Source organism: Carnimonas nigrificans ATCC BAA-78 (assembly GCF_000526695.1).
GTDB classification, from domain to species: domain Bacteria; phylum Pseudomonadota; class Gammaproteobacteria; order Pseudomonadales; family Halomonadaceae; genus Carnimonas; species Carnimonas nigrificans.
The window spans coordinates 205,197-220,094 of the sequence record NZ_JAGO01000011.1 but is presented as its reverse complement, the minus strand read 5'-3'; the positions used below and the strand labels follow the sequence as shown (position 1 = coordinate 220,094).

12 protein-coding genes are annotated in these 14,898 nt (G+C 57.4%); 2 read left to right on the top strand and 10 right to left on the bottom strand.

Annotated elements, in window-relative coordinates; all coding sequences use genetic code 11:
* Positions 1–62: 62 nt before the first annotated feature.
* The gene (locus L881_RS0104685; RefSeq protein ID WP_025732561.1) at positions 63–572 is read right to left on the bottom strand and encodes an RNA pyrophosphohydrolase; all 510 of its coding nucleotides are present in this window, start codon (positions 570–572) and stop codon (positions 63–65) included.
* Between the two features lie 291 nt (positions 573–863).
* On the opposite strand from L881_RS0104685, the gene L881_RS0104680 reads away from it, so the two are divergent.
* Positions 864–1,520 carry a histidinol-phosphatase gene (locus tag L881_RS0104680; protein WP_025732560.1) on the top strand — a complete coding sequence of 219 codons (657 nt, stop codon included), beginning with the start codon at positions 864–866 and terminating at the stop codon, positions 1,518–1,520.
* A 158-nt stretch (positions 1,521–1,678) separates the two neighbouring features.
* Here the strand turns inward: L881_RS0104680 and L881_RS0104675 are convergent, their stop codons facing one another.
* The 9 genes from L881_RS0104675 to L881_RS0104630 form a co-directional block, all read right to left on the bottom strand.
* Positions 1,679–2,218, bottom strand: a complete 540-nt coding sequence (locus L881_RS0104675; RefSeq protein ID WP_025732559.1) for a disulfide bond formation protein B — start codon at positions 2,216–2,218, stop codon at positions 1,679–1,681.
* Positions 2,219–2,318: 100 nt separating this feature from the next.
* Positions 2,319–3,914: a glutamate--cysteine ligase gene (gene gshA, locus L881_RS0104670; protein ID WP_025732558.1), complete on the bottom strand. Its 1,596-nt coding sequence runs from the start codon at positions 3,912–3,914 to the stop codon at positions 2,319–2,321.
* A 233-nt stretch (positions 3,915–4,147) separates the two neighbouring features.
* Positions 4,148–6,523, bottom strand: coding sequence for a Tex family protein (locus L881_RS0104665; RefSeq protein WP_025732557.1), 2,376 nt, complete (start codon positions 6,521–6,523; stop codon positions 4,148–4,150).
* Between the two features lie 177 nt (positions 6,524–6,700).
* Entirely contained in the window at positions 6,701–8,287 is a 1,587-nt protein-coding gene (locus tag L881_RS0104660; protein WP_025732556.1) for a phosphoenolpyruvate carboxykinase, read from the bottom strand.
* A gap of 324 nt (positions 8,288–8,611) precedes the next feature.
* A complete protein-coding gene (gene yfaE, locus L881_RS0104655) occupies positions 8,612–8,878 on the bottom strand; it encodes a class I ribonucleotide reductase maintenance protein YfaE (protein WP_025732555.1) in 267 nt (88 codons plus the stop codon).
* A 2-nt stretch (positions 8,879–8,880) separates the two neighbouring features.
* Positions 8,881–10,011 (bottom strand): class Ia ribonucleoside-diphosphate reductase subunit beta, encoded by a 1,131-nt coding sequence (gene nrdB, locus L881_RS0104650; protein WP_025732554.1) that lies wholly within the window; start codon positions 10,009–10,011, stop codon positions 8,881–8,883.
* 48 nt (positions 10,012–10,059) lie between these two features.
* Positions 10,060–12,339 carry a class 1a ribonucleoside-diphosphate reductase subunit alpha gene (gene nrdA / locus L881_RS0104645; protein ID WP_025732553.1) on the bottom strand — a complete coding sequence of 760 codons (2,280 nt, stop codon included), beginning with the start codon at positions 12,337–12,339 and terminating at the stop codon, positions 10,060–10,062.
* Positions 12,340–12,799: 460 nt separating this feature from the next.
* Positions 12,800–13,702, bottom strand: coding sequence for an Hsp33 family molecular chaperone HslO (hslO, locus tag L881_RS0104635; protein WP_025732551.1), 903 nt, complete (start codon positions 13,700–13,702; stop codon positions 12,800–12,802).
* A gap of 66 nt (positions 13,703–13,768) precedes the next feature.
* Positions 13,769–14,158 (bottom strand): RNA-binding S4 domain-containing protein, encoded by a 390-nt coding sequence (locus tag L881_RS0104630; protein ID WP_025732550.1) that lies wholly within the window; start codon positions 14,156–14,158, stop codon positions 13,769–13,771.
* Positions 14,159–14,308: 150 nt separating this feature from the next.
* Here L881_RS0104630 and nudE point away from each other — a divergent pair, with 150 nt between their 5' ends.
* Positions 14,309–14,872, top strand: a complete 564-nt coding sequence (gene nudE, locus L881_RS0104625) for an ADP compounds hydrolase NudE (RefSeq protein WP_025732549.1) — start codon at positions 14,309–14,311, stop codon at positions 14,870–14,872.
* The last annotated feature ends 26 nt before the right edge of the window (positions 14,873–14,898 follow it).

Genomic DNA, 14,898 nt, shown 5'->3' with positions numbered 1-14,898 from the left:
CCCAGGCGAGCGCGCCTTACACCTTGCACAATAATGCCGCACCAGAGTGCGGCATTCTCTCATCAGCGCAATAGCGATCTGGCTGAGCCATGGGTCATCGCCCCGTGCAGGCGTGGTGCCAGCTCCTGAAGCGCGCGACGATACACTTCGCGCTTGAACGGCACCACTTGCCCCAACGGATACCAATAGCTCACCCAGCGCCAGCCATCGAATTCAGGTTTGGGTGTCGAATCAAAACAGATACGCTTTTCATGGCAGCGCATCTGCAACAAAAACCACTTTTGTTTCTGCCCTATACATAAAGGCCGCGAGTGGGTGCGGATCATACGCTTTGGCAAGCGGTAGCGTAACCAGCCCCGCGTGCAAGCGATCACGTCAACATCATGTGCGCAAAGGCCTATTTCTTCCTCAAGTTCGCGAAACAGCGCCTGCTGCGGTGTTTCGCCAGCGTTGATGCCGCCCTGGGGAAATTGCCAGGCATCCTGCCCCACCCGTCTGGCCCAGAGCAGCTGCCCCCCAGGGTTGGCAATGATGATGCCAACGTTAGGGCGAAAGCCATCAGGGTCAATCACGGATATACCCCTTGTTTATCAGCCTGCACGAGCGCGCTTGATGTCGAGAGCCGCGTACCCGTCAGGCAATTTAATAGAGGAGCGATAGCCAACTATCGCCATTACCTCCATTCTTCCACAAAGCGCGAAAGCGCTTCAACAACCTAACGGCCTGACGACACGCCGCCAAAGGTCTTGTCTGCGCAAATCATCATGCCCAAGCGCAATGCCGCACAATCCGGTAGCATGAGCCCACTGTGTGGTTAGGTAACGCCGCCCATGCGCGGCACCGTTCTGGTTACGGAGGCTCTCTTGCAGCTGGCAATTTTCGATTTGGACAACACTCTCATCGGTGGCGATAGCGATCACTGCTGGGGCGAGTATCTGATTAGCATTGGCGCTGTCGATGAAAGCGCCTATCGTGAGGCCAACGATCGCTATCTGGCGGCGTATCAGGCGGGCACGCTGGATATCAATGAATATCTGGAATTCTCGCTCAAGCCGTTGGCAGACAACTCGCGAGCGCAGGTGGAGCAGTGGCGCAGAGACTTCATGCGCGACGTAGTGGAAAAGATGGTGCTGACCAAGGCCGAGCTGCTGCTGAACAAGCACCGTGAGGCAGGCGACTATCTGCTGATTATCACCGCCACCAACCGCTTTGTAACCGCTCCTATTGCCGAGCGGCTGGGCGTCGATGATCTGATTGCCATCGAGCTGGAAGAACGCGACGGCCACTACACCGGCCAACTGGCGGGCGTTCCCAGCTTTCGTGAAGGCAAGATTACACGCCTTGAGCAGTGGCTGGAGCAGCATCCGGAGATTACCCGCGACGGCGCCTGGTTTTACAGCGACTCCCGCAACGATCTTCCCTTGCTTGAACGTGTGGATCGCCCTGTCGCTGTCGATCCCGATGACGTGCTGGCCGCCGAGGCCCGCTCACGAGGCTGGCCGATCATCAGCCTGCGCTAACGCACACGGGCCTTGCGCTACCAACAAGGCCGTTACTCACGTCCTGACACAACAACACCCCGAACACTGGCAGGGCCAATCTTCGGGGTGTCGTTTATGTGCCGAGCAATATATTTGCTTGTTTCGCCAGCAATACGCGCTGGCGAAACATCACGCCATTAGAGCAGACGGCTGCTCGGCTTGCGGCGCATACGGCTGAAGGCACTGGTAATCAGCAGCAGCGAAATCAGCGCCAACACCACAAAGCCCATCATGGTCCAGCCCGGCAGCGTAATTCCCAGCCAGACACCATGAATCTCGGCGCACTCTCCCGAGCCATGAAGCACTTCCTGCACCACATATTGCAGCGGCATCACTTCCAGCATGTAGTCGAGACCAGGGCCACACGAAGGTGCGGCACCGGGCGGCAGGCTTTGCAGATAAAGATGTCGCGCAGCCAGCGCAATACCTGCTCCACTGGTGATCAACCCCAGCAGGCCATACACCACACCGCCCCACTTTTTCGGGTTGTGAAAGATACCGGGCAGCAGCACCACAAAGGTGGCGATCACGGCTACACGCTGGAAAATACAGAGCGGGCAGGGGTCGAGTTCGCCCACATATTGCAGCAGCAGCGCTACCGCCATCATCGCGACACACAGCAGCGCCCCCAGCAGGCACCAGCCGCGTGCAACGATCTTGTTCACATTCTTCATCATGTTACTGCTCACTCAATGACATTCGCACGGCACTCTACGACGAGTTGCGCAGTTTGCATAGGGCAACGCGGCACACCACCGTGCCGCCGTGCAGTGTGGATTAACGCGGCGCGGCGTGTTCCTCGGCGCAGGCAAAGTAGCGCTGCACGTATTCATCAAACGGAATCGTCGTATCCTGCTCAAGCTCGCGCTGCTGCTGCCATGACTGCTCGGCCAGCTCTTCCAGGCACGCATCCCGCGCAGGGTCGATAAGCGAGTCGGCAAACCACGCAGCATGCTGATGCGCCTTGGCCAGCGCCCAGTCAACGAAATCGCGCTGCTCCGACGCCAGGGCATAGACAATTTGCCCCGCCGGAGTAAGAGATGAGTCGCGCAGACGCTGAATCAAGACATTCAAGGCGTCGGTGTGCGGTGACTCCTCCTCGCTGGCATCCAGCACTTCAGCGACCGGTTTAAGCCCCCGGAACAGCGCTTCACCCGCATCGGCCAGCGACAGTTCGCCCTCTTCGCCTTCCAGCATCAGGTATGGCTCAAGCCCGTGGGAGACGACACGTCTACGGTTCTCGACGATGCGTTGCTCCTCTTCATCGCTGATCACATCGCCGCTGTCCAGCAGGCAATAGAACAGCAATGTATCGAGAAAGCGCGTTTGCTGCTCATCAATCCCTAGCGGCAGCAGCGGGTTGATGTCTAGGCAGCGTACTTCTATATATTCGACACCTTCAACTTCCAGCGCCTGTGTGGGCGTTTGATGATGGCGCACCACACGCTTGGGGCGAATGTCGCTGTAATACTCATTCTCGATTTGCAGAATGGTGTCACTCAACTGCCGCCACTCGCCATCCACCTCGGTGCCCACCTTCTGATAGGCGGGCCATGGCGTGCTGACTGCACTGCGCAAGGTTTCAACGTAGTGGTTCAGGGTATCGAATCGTACCTTGAGCTGATCCTGCACCTTGTTCTGGTAACCAAGATCGCTCATGCGCAGCGAAGCGGCCTTGCTTGCCAGCAGGGTACTTTTGCCCACTGCCTCGAAGCCCTTCACTTCGCGACCATCAAGAAAGCTCTTGTCGATGGCAGGCGACGCGCCAAACAGATACATCAGCAGCCAGCCATGGCGACGGAAGTTGCGAATCACGCGGAAATACTTCTCCGAACGATAGTCGCTCATGTCTACTTCCGACTGGCCTTCGGCCTCCGCCAGTATCTGCCACAGGGCATCGGGGAACGACACGTTGTAGTGAATTCCCGCGATCGACTGCATGATCCGGCCATAGCGCACATCCAGACCGCGCCGATAGACGTGCTTCATGCGGCCACTGTTCGAACTGCCGAAATCGGCAATGGGCACGCTGTCATTACCATCGAGTCGGGCTGGCATACTGGCCGGCCACACCACCTCATCACCTATATAGCGGTAGGTGATGCGGTGCAGATCTGCCAGAAAGTTGAGTGCATCGACCGGGTTCGAAAACACCGGGGTGACGTACTCAAGCAGCGACTCTGAATAATCGGTCGTAATGTACGGATGCGTTAGCTTCGACCCCAGCTTGTGCTGGTGCGGCTGCTGGCTGATGCGTCCTTCGCCATCGACCCGCAGCCCCTCCTTTTCTATGCCGCGGCGAATATGCCCAAGGCGACCTTCGCGCGCACTGCGCAACAGGGCGGAAACTACCCCCTCAAAATAATCTGTCACAGATACCTACCCTTTGTCGGTCGGAGTGCCTAACGCCCTTTTCCTGCTGGCGACAAGCCCTGCGTGTCGCCATAACATATCACGCGAGACGGTGCCGCGACGGCAGCAAACAGCCCCCGCCCTGGCACCGTTACTCGGATACTCGGCCAATGGTGAATGAGTATGGCGAGCCTATCGCCATTTGATCAAGGCGTGCGTGATCACGCCACCACGTTGCTCCGACGCGGCCGTAATCAGCGTCGCCCTTTCGCCTTCGCTTTCAGCAAGGCTTCCCCCAGCGCGCCCATGGGAGCCGCCGGTTCGGCAACCGATCCACGGCGCTGGCGCGTTGCACGCGGCTCTCTGCTGGCAGTGCCTGTCTCCTGCGGCGCCGCAGCGCTGTCGGAAAGACGCATGCTGAGGCCAATACGGTTGCGCGGCACATCAACTTCCATCACTTTGACCTTGACCACATCCCCCGCCTTGACCACTTCGCGCGGGTCCTTGACGAAACGCTCAGAGAGCGCGGAGATATGCACCAGGCCATCCTGATGCACCCCGATATCCACGAATGCACCGAAGTGCGTGACGTTGGTAATGACCCCTTCGAGGATCATCTCGGGGCGCAGATCGGTGATCTTCTCTACCCCTTCCTTGAACTCGGCGGCCTTGAACTCGGGGCGCGGATCGCGTCCTGGCTTGTCCAGCTCTTTGAGGATATCCGTCACGGTGGGCAGACCAAAGCGCTCATCCACGAACTGCTGCGGCTCCAGCTTGCGCAGAAAGGCGCTGTCACCAATCAGGCTGCCCTGCTCACGCCCTGCGCTGGTAGCGATGCGCTCGACCACCGGATAGGCTTCAGGGTGCACCGCGGAGGCATCCAGGGGGTTGTCGCCGTTCGAGATGCGCAAAAAGCCTGCACACTGCTCGAAGGTTTTCGGCCCGAGACGGCTCACCTCTTTCAGCGCTTCTCGCGAACTGAACGCTCCCGCGGCATCGCGCCTGGCGACAATGTTTTCTGCCAGCGTGGCATTGAGGCCCGACACCCGTGCCAGCAGCGCAGGTGAGGCCATATTCAGCTCAACGCCCACGGCATTCACGCAGTCCTCCACCACCGCATCGAGCGCACGCGCTAGCTGTAGCTGCGATACATCATGCTGATACTGCCCTACACCAATGGATTTCGGCTCGATTTTGACCAGCTCGGCCAGCGGATCCTGCAAGCGACGGGCAATGGAGACAGCGCCACGCAGCGTTACGTCGAGTTCAGGAAATTCCCGTGCGGCAAACTCTGAAGCGGAGTAGACCGAGGCGCCCGCCTCACTGACCACCACCTTGGTCACGGCACGTCCATTGACCGGCGGTAGCTGGCGCTGCAACGCCTGCGCCAGACGATCGGTTTCGCGGCTGGCGGTGCCGTTGCCAATTGCGATCAATTCAACGCCATGTTTCTGACAAAGTGCCGCCAGCACCGTCAGCGACTCATCCCACCGGTTATGCGGTGCATGCGGATAGATGGTGGTGGTATCGACCAGCTTACCAGTGGCGTCAACCACCGCCACCTTGGTGCCGGTACGCAGGCCCGGGTCAAGCCCCAGGGTCGGGCGTGGGCCAGCAGGCGCGGCCAGCAGCAGATCCTTGAGGTTATCGGCGAATACGTCGATGGCCCCCTGTTCGGCTCGCTCACGCAGGCGCATGAAAAGTTCGGATTCAAGGCTGGTGTAGAGTTTTACTCGCCAGGTCCAGCGCACCACCTCGGCCAGCCATTTATCCGCGGGACGACCTTCATCCTGAATCTGTACACGTCGTGCAATCTCGGCTTCCGCAGGATGACGCACGGCCTCTTCTTCGTCGGGCAGCTTGATCGCCACGGCCAGCACGCCTTCATTGCGGCCACGAAACATCGCCAGCGCACGATGGGAAGGTGCCTTGGCGAGCGGCTCGCGATGATCAAAATAGTCGGAGAACTTGGCGCCCTGCTGCTCCTGCCCCTTGACTACCGTGGCGTGAATGTCACCTTCCGACCACAGTCGCTCACGCAGCCGCTCCAGCAGCTCGGCATCTTCCGCAAAGCGCTCCATCAGAATCTGTTTGGCGCCATCAAGCGCCGCCTTGGTATCCGCCAGCGCCAGCGAATCACCATTTTCACCGACCAGTGCCTGCGACGCTTCTACGTAAGGCAGCGCTGTCGTGGCTGGATCAAGAGTGGGATCACTGAGCAGCGCATCCGCCAGTGGCTCAAGCCCCGCTTCGCGCGCGATCTGTGCCTTGGTACGGCGCTTCTTGCGATAGGGAAGGTAAAGATCTTCAAGGCGCTGCTTGGTATCAGCCGCACGAATCGCACTTTCCAGCGCCGCATCGAGCTTGCCTTGGGCAGCGATCTCTTCAAGCACGCTGGCCCGGCGCTGCTCCAGCTCGCGCAGGTAGCGCAGTCGCTCATCCAGGGTACGAAGCTGTGAATCATCAAGCCCGCCTGTCACCTCTTTACGATAGCGAGCGACAAAGGGCACCGTGGCGCCTCCGTCCAGAAGCTCAACAGCGGCCTTTACCTGCTGCGGACGAACGTTCAATTCGTGAGCGATTTTCTCAAGAATGACACTGGGAAGATCGGGAGAGTGCGAATTATCCATGGGCCTGTCAGCGATTCGTTGCACAAGGGAGCGCCGATTAGACCACTTTTAATGCCGCCAGACCAATTCGGCTCGGCCCCAAAAAGCCTGTATCAGTAAACGTGGCTGATACAGGCGGAGTGAACCCTTTATACCCAGACTCAGCATAGGCGGTTGTTCAGCGAACCGAGCGGAGCGCTAGAACCGTTGAGGCCCTGCGGCCACGATGGCGGGGTCGATGCCATCAAAGCGCGCAAAATTGTGCTGGAACTGCTCGATCAACTGCGCGGCGTGGGCTTGATAGGCGACTTCATCTCCCCACGCTTCACGCGGGTCCAGCAGCTCTGGTGCTACCCCTGTCACTGCCGTGGGCACCTCAAGATTAAGCCCAGGCAAATGGGTAGTCGGTGCATGATCCAGCTCCCCCTTCTGAATGGCGCGAATCACCGCCCGTGTAGTGGGAATACTGAAACGCGTACCACCCTGCTGATAAGCACCGCCCGTCCAGCCGGTATTGACCAGATACACATGGGTATCGAAACTATCCAGGCGCTTGCGCAGCAAGTCAGCGTAAACGCTGGGCGGCCTTGAGAAGAACGGCGCGCCAAAGCAGGTAGAGAAGGTAGCCGACAGCGCGGCATGGCTGCCCATCTCCGTAGACCCTACCTTGGCGGTATAGCCTGACAGGAAGTGATAGGCCGCCGCCTCCCGCGATAGTCGCGCCACCGGCGGCAGCACCCCCGTCATATCGCAGGTCAAAAACACGATAGCGCTCGGTTCAGGGCCACTGTTGCTGTCAGCACGACGCTCAATATGCTCAAGCGGATACGCCACACGGCCATTTTGTGACAGACGGGTATCGCTGTAGTCAGCAACACGCTGCTCATCGAGCACCACGTTTTCGAGCACAGCCCCAAAGCGAATGGCATTCCAGATCAGCGGCTCATTGGCTTCGGAAAGGTCAATGGTCTTGGCGTAGCAGCCGCCTTCAAAGTTGAATACCCGCCCTTGCGTCCAACCGTGCTCATCGTCGCCGATCAGGTAGCGTTCGGGATCGGCGGAAAGCGTGGTTTTACCGGTGCCTGATAGCCCGAAAAACAGCGTCGTTTTGCCGTCGTCGCCCACATTGGCGCTACAGTGCATCGGCAGTACATCTTCTTCCGGCAGTAAAAAGTTAAGCACCGAAAACATCGCTTTTTTCAGCTCGCCCGCATAACGCATACCGGCCAGCAGCACCCGCCTTCCTTCCAGATCAATAATGGTACAGCCATCACTGTGAGTGCCGTCACGTTCGGGATCGCATTCGAAACAGGGCGCGCTGAGAACAGTCCACTCCGGCTTTTGGCGGGGATTATAGGCTTCAGGGCGAATGAACATGTTGGATGCAAAGAGCGCGTGCCAGGCGTTCTCGGCAGTTACGCGCAGCGGCTCATACAGCGCTGAATCAGCGCCTGCGTGGAGGGTACTGACAAACTGTTCGCGCACTTCCAGATAGAGGGCAACGCGCTCCCATAGCTGCTCGAAACGGTCGGCAGGAAAGGGCTGGTTGACTGCGCCCCAATCGATGCTCTCGGCACTGGTGACGTTGTTGACGATAAAACGGTCAGCAGGCGAGCGCCCGGAGCGTTTTCCGGTGGCTGCGCAGACTGCCCCCGTCGAGGCCAGCGTGGTTTCGTGACGAGCAAGGGAGTGTTCCACTAACTCGGCACGGGCAAGGTTGAGATAAACGGTGCCTTGCTCACCGTGAATGGAAGCCGTTTCTCGCATCAGTACTTTATCCGTCATGGCCATAGCGATAGATGGCGCCTCTTTTAACTAACGCCCGCAAAAATATAAATGCAGAAATAAATCCACATGGGTGAAATTCGCGAATGAGTATTACAGAAAAAATATCATTAAAAAATGCCTTTTAAGATATATTTATGAAGTTAATAAAGTCTACGTGATTAAAGATCATGCAATTACTTAAATGATGAAAAAACGTTGTTTTTATCGTTATTTTACTACTTCTTGCCCCAAGGCTACTTTTTGGCAGCCGCCAGCACGTCATTTGCCCACGAAGGAAAGCTGGCCGCCTGGCTCTTGTCTTACGCTGGCCTTACGCTTATCTCAGGGGGGATGCTCAAGAGCCAGCGTAATATCGCTCTCGGGCACACAGCAGCATGGCAGAATTTCGCCCTTGCTCAGACAGGCCAGCGGTGGCTGCCGATAGCGTACCCGACCTGCCAGCAACCGCACCCGGCAAGCGCCGCAAAAACCCGAGCGGCACTGATATTCGACGGGCAGGCAATTGTCCTCCAGCAGCTCCAGCAAGGTGGCCAGACGCCCCTGCCAGGCCAATTGAGTGCTGCCCGTGGAGACAATCAGGTCAGCCATGGCTATAGCTCGAAGCTGCCGAGATCATCGGCAGTAATAGTGGCATCAATCTGCCCCACCAGATAAGAGCTGACTTCAACCTCTTGCGGTGCCACCTGCACATTATCCGAGGCCAGCCACGCATTAACCCAGGGGATCGGGTGTGAACGTTTTTCAAACGCAGGCTCCATTCCAATCGCCTGCATCCGAATATTGGTGATGTACTCGACATAGTGATGCAGAATCTGGCGATTCAGGCCGATCATCGAACCATCCTTGAACAGATAATCCGCCCACTGCTTCTCCTGCTGAGCCGCCAATAGAAAAAGTGCGCGGCTTTGCTCATGACACTGCTGGGCAATCTCGGCCATTTCCGGATCATCAGCACCAGAACGCATCAGGTTAAGCATATGCTGGGTACCGGACATATGCAGCGCTTCATCCCGTGCAATCAGGCGAATGATCTTGGCATTGCCTTCCATCAAACCGCGCTCGGCGAAGGCGAAGGAGCACGCGAAGCTGACATAGAAGCGGATGGCTTCCAGCACGTTGACACTCATCAGGCAGAGATAAAGGGCCTGTTTCAACTGACGCAGGGATATCTCCTTATAGCGCCCGTTAATATAATGCTGCCCTTCGCCCAGCAGATGATAATAGTTCGACATTTCAATTAATTCGTCATAATAACGTGAAATATCACGAGCGCGTGCCACGATATTTTTATTTGTCACGATATCATCGAATATCAGCGCCGGATCATTCACGATATTACGAATAATATGGGTATAAGAGCGTGAATGGAGGGTCTCCGAAAAGGCCCAGGTTTCAATCCAGGTTTCCAGCTCGGGAATCGACACCAGAGGCAGCAGCGCCACATTGGGGCTACGCCCCTGAATGGAATCAAGCAGCGTCTGATATTTCAGGTTGCTGATAAAGATATGCTGCTCATGGGCCGGCAGTCGCTGATAATCAATGCGATCGCGGGAGACATCCACTTCCTCGGGTCGCCAGAAGAACGAAAGCTGTTTTTCGATGAGTTTTTCGAAGATAACGTGCTTTTGCTGGTCATAACGGGCCACATTGACCGGCTGCCCAAAGAACATCGGCTCCTTGAGCTGATCATTATGCCGCATTGAAAAGGTGGTATAAGCCATGACGATTCCCTCCTTGTGCCAAATCCATCGCAATGTGATGAGCGCTCTTTAAAGCTTGCAGGCGCCGCCTTCACAGTCACTGCCCACCGCATCTGTACCCATGACCTGAGCGTCGTCGGCACCATCACGGGTGTTGTGGTAATAGAGGGTTTTAATGCCCAGACGGTAGGCAGTAACCAGGTCGCCCAGCAGCTGCTTCATCGGCACCTTGCCGCCGGCAAAACGCGCAGGGTCATAATGGGTATTGGCCGATATTGCCTGGTCGATAAACTTCTGCATGATGCCCACCAGGCGCAAATAGCCCTCGTTGCCGGGCATCTCCCACAGCCACTCATAGCGGCTGCCAAGCTGCGCCAGCTCCGGCACCACTTGCCGCAAAATGCCATCTTTCGACGCCTTGATACTGACCGCTCCCCTCGGTGGTTCTATGCCATTGGTCGCATTCGAAATCTGCGATGAAGTTTCAGAGGGCATCAGGGCCGAGAGCGTCGAGTGGCGCAATCCATGCTGCTGAATGGCAGCGCGCAGCCCTTCCCAGTCATAGTGTAGTGGCTCGTCGCATAGCTCATCCAGCTGCCGCTTGTAGTGGTCGATGGGCAACAGGCCCTGTGCATAGCGGGTCTGATCGAACCAGGCGCAGGCGCCCTGCTCTTGCGCCAGACGCTGGGACGCCTTGAGCAGATAGAACTGAATGGCTTCAAAGGTGCGATGGGTCAACGCCATGGCGCGGTCATCGGAGTAGCGCACGCCGTGTTTGGCAAGATAATAGGCGAAGTTGATCACGCCGATTCCCAGCGGTCGCCGGTTAAGCGCACTACGCTGGGCCTCGGGCAAGGGATAGTGCTGGTAATCGAGCAGCGCATCGAGCGCTCTGACGATCAGTTCCGCCAGCTCTTCCAGTTCATCCAGCGCGTTAATGGCCCCCAGGTTAAAGGCCGAAAGCGTACACAGGGCAATTTCCCCTTCCTTATCACGCTCTCCCAACGGCGCTGTGGGCAATGCAATCTCCATGCACAGATTGGACTGCCGCACCGGTGCCTGCGCCGGATCAAACGGGCTGTGCGTGTTGCAGTGATCCACATTCTGGATATAGACACGACCGGTCGAGGCGCGCTCCTGCATCAACAGCGAAAACAGCGCCACAGCACTTACCGAGCGCTGGCGAATCGACACATCCTGCTCGTACTGCGTATACAAGCGCTCGAACTCATCCTGATCGGCGAAGAACGTCTCATACAGGCCAGGCACATCCGAGGGGCTAAACAGGGTAATTGAGCCGCCCGCAATCAGGCGCTGATACATCAAGCGATTGAGCTGCACGCCGTAGTCGATATGGCGCACACGGTTATCCTCAACGCCGCGATTGTTTTTGAGTACCAGCAAGCTCTCGACCTCAAGGTGCCATAGCGGATAGAAAAGCGTTGCCGCGCCTCCGCGAATTCCCCCTTGCGAACACGACTTCACCGCACTTTGGAAATGCTTGTAGAAGGGAATACAGCCGGTATGAAATGCCTCACCATGCCGGATCGGGCTACCCAGAGCGCGAATACGCCCGGCATTAATGCCAATACCGGCACGCTGGGAGACGTATTTCACGATGGCGCTGGCGGTCGCATTGATCGAATCGAGGCTGTCACCGCACTCGATCAGCACACATGAACTGAACTGCCGCGTGGGGGTGCGTACCCCTGCCATGATCGGCGTGGGTAACGATAGCTTGAAGGTGGAAACAGCATCGTAGAAACGCTGCACATAATCGAGCCGCGTCTCGCGCGGATAACCGGCAAACAGGCAGGCCGCTACCAGCACATAGAGAAACTGTGCGCTTTCAAACAGTTCTCCGGTGGTGCGATCCTTGATGAGATATTTGCCTTCCAGCTGCTTTACCGCTGCATAGGAGAAGCGCATATCCCGCCAGTGATCAATAAAACTATCCATCCGCGCGAACTCTTGCTCGCTGTAATCCTCAAGCAGATGGCTATCGTAGCGCCCCATCCCCACCAGACGTTGGACATGCTGATAAAGCGGCGGTGGTTCAAAGCGGCCAAAGGCTTTCTTGCGTAGATGGAAGACGGCCAGCCGCGCCGCCAAATACTGATAATCCGGCGTTTGGGCAGAGATCAGATCAGCGGCGGCAGTTATCAGGGTATCGTGAATATCGCTGGTGCTGATGCCGTTATAAAACTGAAGCCGCGAACGCAGCTCTACCTGCGATACCGACACATCCTCCAACCCTTGCGCTGCCCAATCGAGCACACGATGAATTTTCTCAAGGTCGATGGGCTGCTGCTCACCGCTACGTTTGGTCACCCATATAGGCTGATTCATGGACACCGCCAGGCAAATAGTCGAAATATGTGATGCCCCTGAGACCTCTCAGGAGCTGTTTCGACGCAAAACACTATATGTGGTGTTAAAAATTTTCCATCCAACTACATATTGATTAAAGGTTGCCTCTTGCCTTTGAATCCAAGCCTTGACAAGGCGCCTTCCTCGAACATGCCAGGTTCATCCCTCACCACTCCCGCAACGGCGGTGTCATACCGTGTCGCTGGCCTTTGTCTCAGTGCCGTACAGCGTCATACACCACGCGAAAATCACGTCAAAAAGAGCGGGAAGGTGCCGGTTTCCCGCCTTTTTAATTAAGACAAGTTTCAGATAACCGCCTCCACCCACAGCACTGGATAGCTTCGCCAGCTCATGCCCCTTGGGTGTCATTCCTTGTCAGAAGCGCATAAAAAAGCCGCCAGTGCTTCTCGGCGGCTGGCGGCTGTTGAGCGGCGATGAATCAGTGCAAGGTCGGCGAAGATTCGTCGGGGCGCTCGATCAGGCTCTCGGCATCAGCGGCGCTGAATTCATAATGGGTATTACAAAAATGGCACTGGGCATCTATCTTGCCCTCCTCTGCCACGATAGAGCGAAGCTCCTCGGCCCCCAACCGGTGCAGGGCCAGCGCAAAGCGCTCGCGCGAACAGGTGCAGCCGAAGGCGATGGCGGAAGGCTCGAACACCCGCGCCTGCTCTTCGTGGAACAAGCGGTGCAGCACTTCCTCAGGCGCCAGCGACAGCAGCTCTTCATCGCTAATGGTATCGGAGAGCGCGACAATGCGATCCCACGCGTCCTTGTCATGCTGGCGTTCATCTTCAGGCAGTTGCTGCACCAGCAAACCCGCTGCACGCTCACCATCGGACGCCAGCCATAGTCGGGTAGGAAGCTGCTCGGAGCGCTCGAAATATCCTTCAAGACACGCCGCCAAGCTTACCTGATCCAGCGCCACGATTCCCTGATAGCGCTGCCCGTGGGTGGGGTCCAGCGTAATCACCAACTGACCATTGCCCATCAGGGTGCGGAAGTCGCTCTCCTGCAAACGGTCAAGCTGTTCCTGGTCATAGCGAGCGATGGCGCGCAGCTGCTGGGCCACGTCCTCAGCCCCGGGGTTGGATTCAGCCATTAACAGGGAAATTGGCCCTTCGCCCCGCAGCTCCAGACTCATGATGCCATCCAGCTTGATGGTCGCAGTCAGAAGCGCGCTGGCTGCCATCAGCTCACCTAGCAGCCGCGCTACGGGCGCAGGATAGTCATGGCGCTTCAGCACCTCACGGTAGGCGGCGTGCAGTTGGGTCAATTCACCGCGCACACGGGTGTCGTCAAACATGAACCGCTGCATGCGGTCGAATTGGGGTAGTTGCATATCGGATGTCCTGAATCGCTGGCAGCGTGCTGCTGTGCCAGTAAAAATAAGGAGAGCGGCTCGGGATTACTCCTCGAAACCGTGACGCTGAAAGCGCTGAATATCGCGACGCGCTTTTTTGTCGGGGCGCTTGGGCGGCGCCTGCATGACCTTGCCTGCGTCACGGCGTAGCTGGGTTTCGCGTTCGCGCCGCTCGCGACTGACGTCGGTTTCGGCGTAGAGCATCTGGGCCTCGAGAGCACCACGGCGCTGATCGCTCAGCTCCCGCACTTCGACTTCCAGCGTATTGAAGCCTTGCGGAACGCGCAGCAGCGCACCTACTTCCACCTGTTTACTGGTGCGCGTGCGCTCACCGTTGTAATGCACCTTACCGCCTTCAATTGCTTTCTTGGCCAGTGCGCGGGTTTTGAAAAAACGGGCAGCCCACAGCCATTTGTCGAGACGTACCTGCTGCATGGTCTCTCCTTGCCGGTTGATTCCCCAGAGATGGGGGTGATCCGCCAATAACCAAGAGCAGGCGCTCATTTGCGTACACTATGTGCGCATTATCAGAGACACAATGATACCGTTGGTACTCTTCTTCCGTTGAACGCTGGTGCCTCTCTTATGCCTACCACGCCTCCTGTTATCCATCAGCGCAATGAAATCGCCCGTTCGCGGTTGTTTTGCGTGGAATCACTCGATATTGAATTCAGCAACGGCACCCAACGTACCTTCGAGCGCTTAAAGAGCAGCGATACATATGGGGCAGTGATGATGGTGGCGATGCAGGATAGCGAGCATTTTTTGCTGGTGCGCGAATATGCCGCCGGTTTTGAACGCTACCTGCTGGGGCTACCGAAAGGCTCTGTCGATTCAGGAGAAACCCTCGAAGAGGCAGCCAATCGCGAACTTCAGGAAGAGTGTGGCGTTGGCGCGCGACGCATTACCCCGCTCAAGGAGGTCAGCGTGGCGCCCAACTATATGTCGCATCGGATCACGGTGCTGCTGGCGCAGGATCTATACCCTGCCCGACTAACCGGCGATGAGCCTGAACCGCTGGAAGTGATCCCATGGGCACTGAGCGAGCTGCCGAATCTGATCGCCCGCGACGATTTCCATGAAGCGCGCAGCATCGCGGCCCTCTACCTGGTACGGGATTATCTTCAGCAGGCCACACAGCACGAGTAGGAAGCGCGCTGCTCCGCCGCTTGCCA

Bases quoted from the DNA above. Each gene is read 5' to 3' on its own strand.
- yfaE (WP_025732555.1), bottom strand. From the start codon at position 8,878: ATGGCTGACCTGATTGTCTCCACGGGCAGCACTCAATTGGCCTGGCAG.
- L881_RS0104630 (WP_025732550.1), bottom strand. From the start codon at position 14,158: ATGCAGCAGGTACGTCTCGACAAATGGCTGTGGGCTGCCCGTTTTTTC.
- nrdA (WP_025732553.1), bottom strand. From the start codon at position 12,339: ATGAATCAGCCTATATGGGTGACCAAACGTAGCGGTGAGCAGCAGCCC.
- nudE (WP_025732549.1), top strand. From the start codon at position 14,309: ATGCCTACCACGCCTCCTGTTATCCATCAGCGCAATGAAATCGCCCGT.
- hslO (WP_025732551.1), bottom strand. From the start codon at position 13,702: ATGCAACTACCCCAATTCGACCGCATGCAGCGGTTCATGTTTGACGAC.
- L881_RS0104665 (WP_025732557.1), bottom strand. From the start codon at position 6,523: ATGGATAATTCGCACTCTCCCGATCTTCCCAGTGTCATTCTTGAGAAA.
- L881_RS0104660 (WP_025732556.1), bottom strand. From the start codon at position 8,287: ATGACGGATAAAGTACTGATGCGAGAAACGGCTTCCATTCACGGTGAG.
- L881_RS0104675 (WP_025732559.1), bottom strand. From the start codon at position 2,218: ATGATGAAGAATGTGAACAAGATCGTTGCACGCGGCTGGTGCCTGCTG.
- nrdB (WP_025732554.1), bottom strand. From the start codon at position 10,011: ATGGCTTATACCACCTTTTCAATGCGGCATAATGATCAGCTCAAGGAG.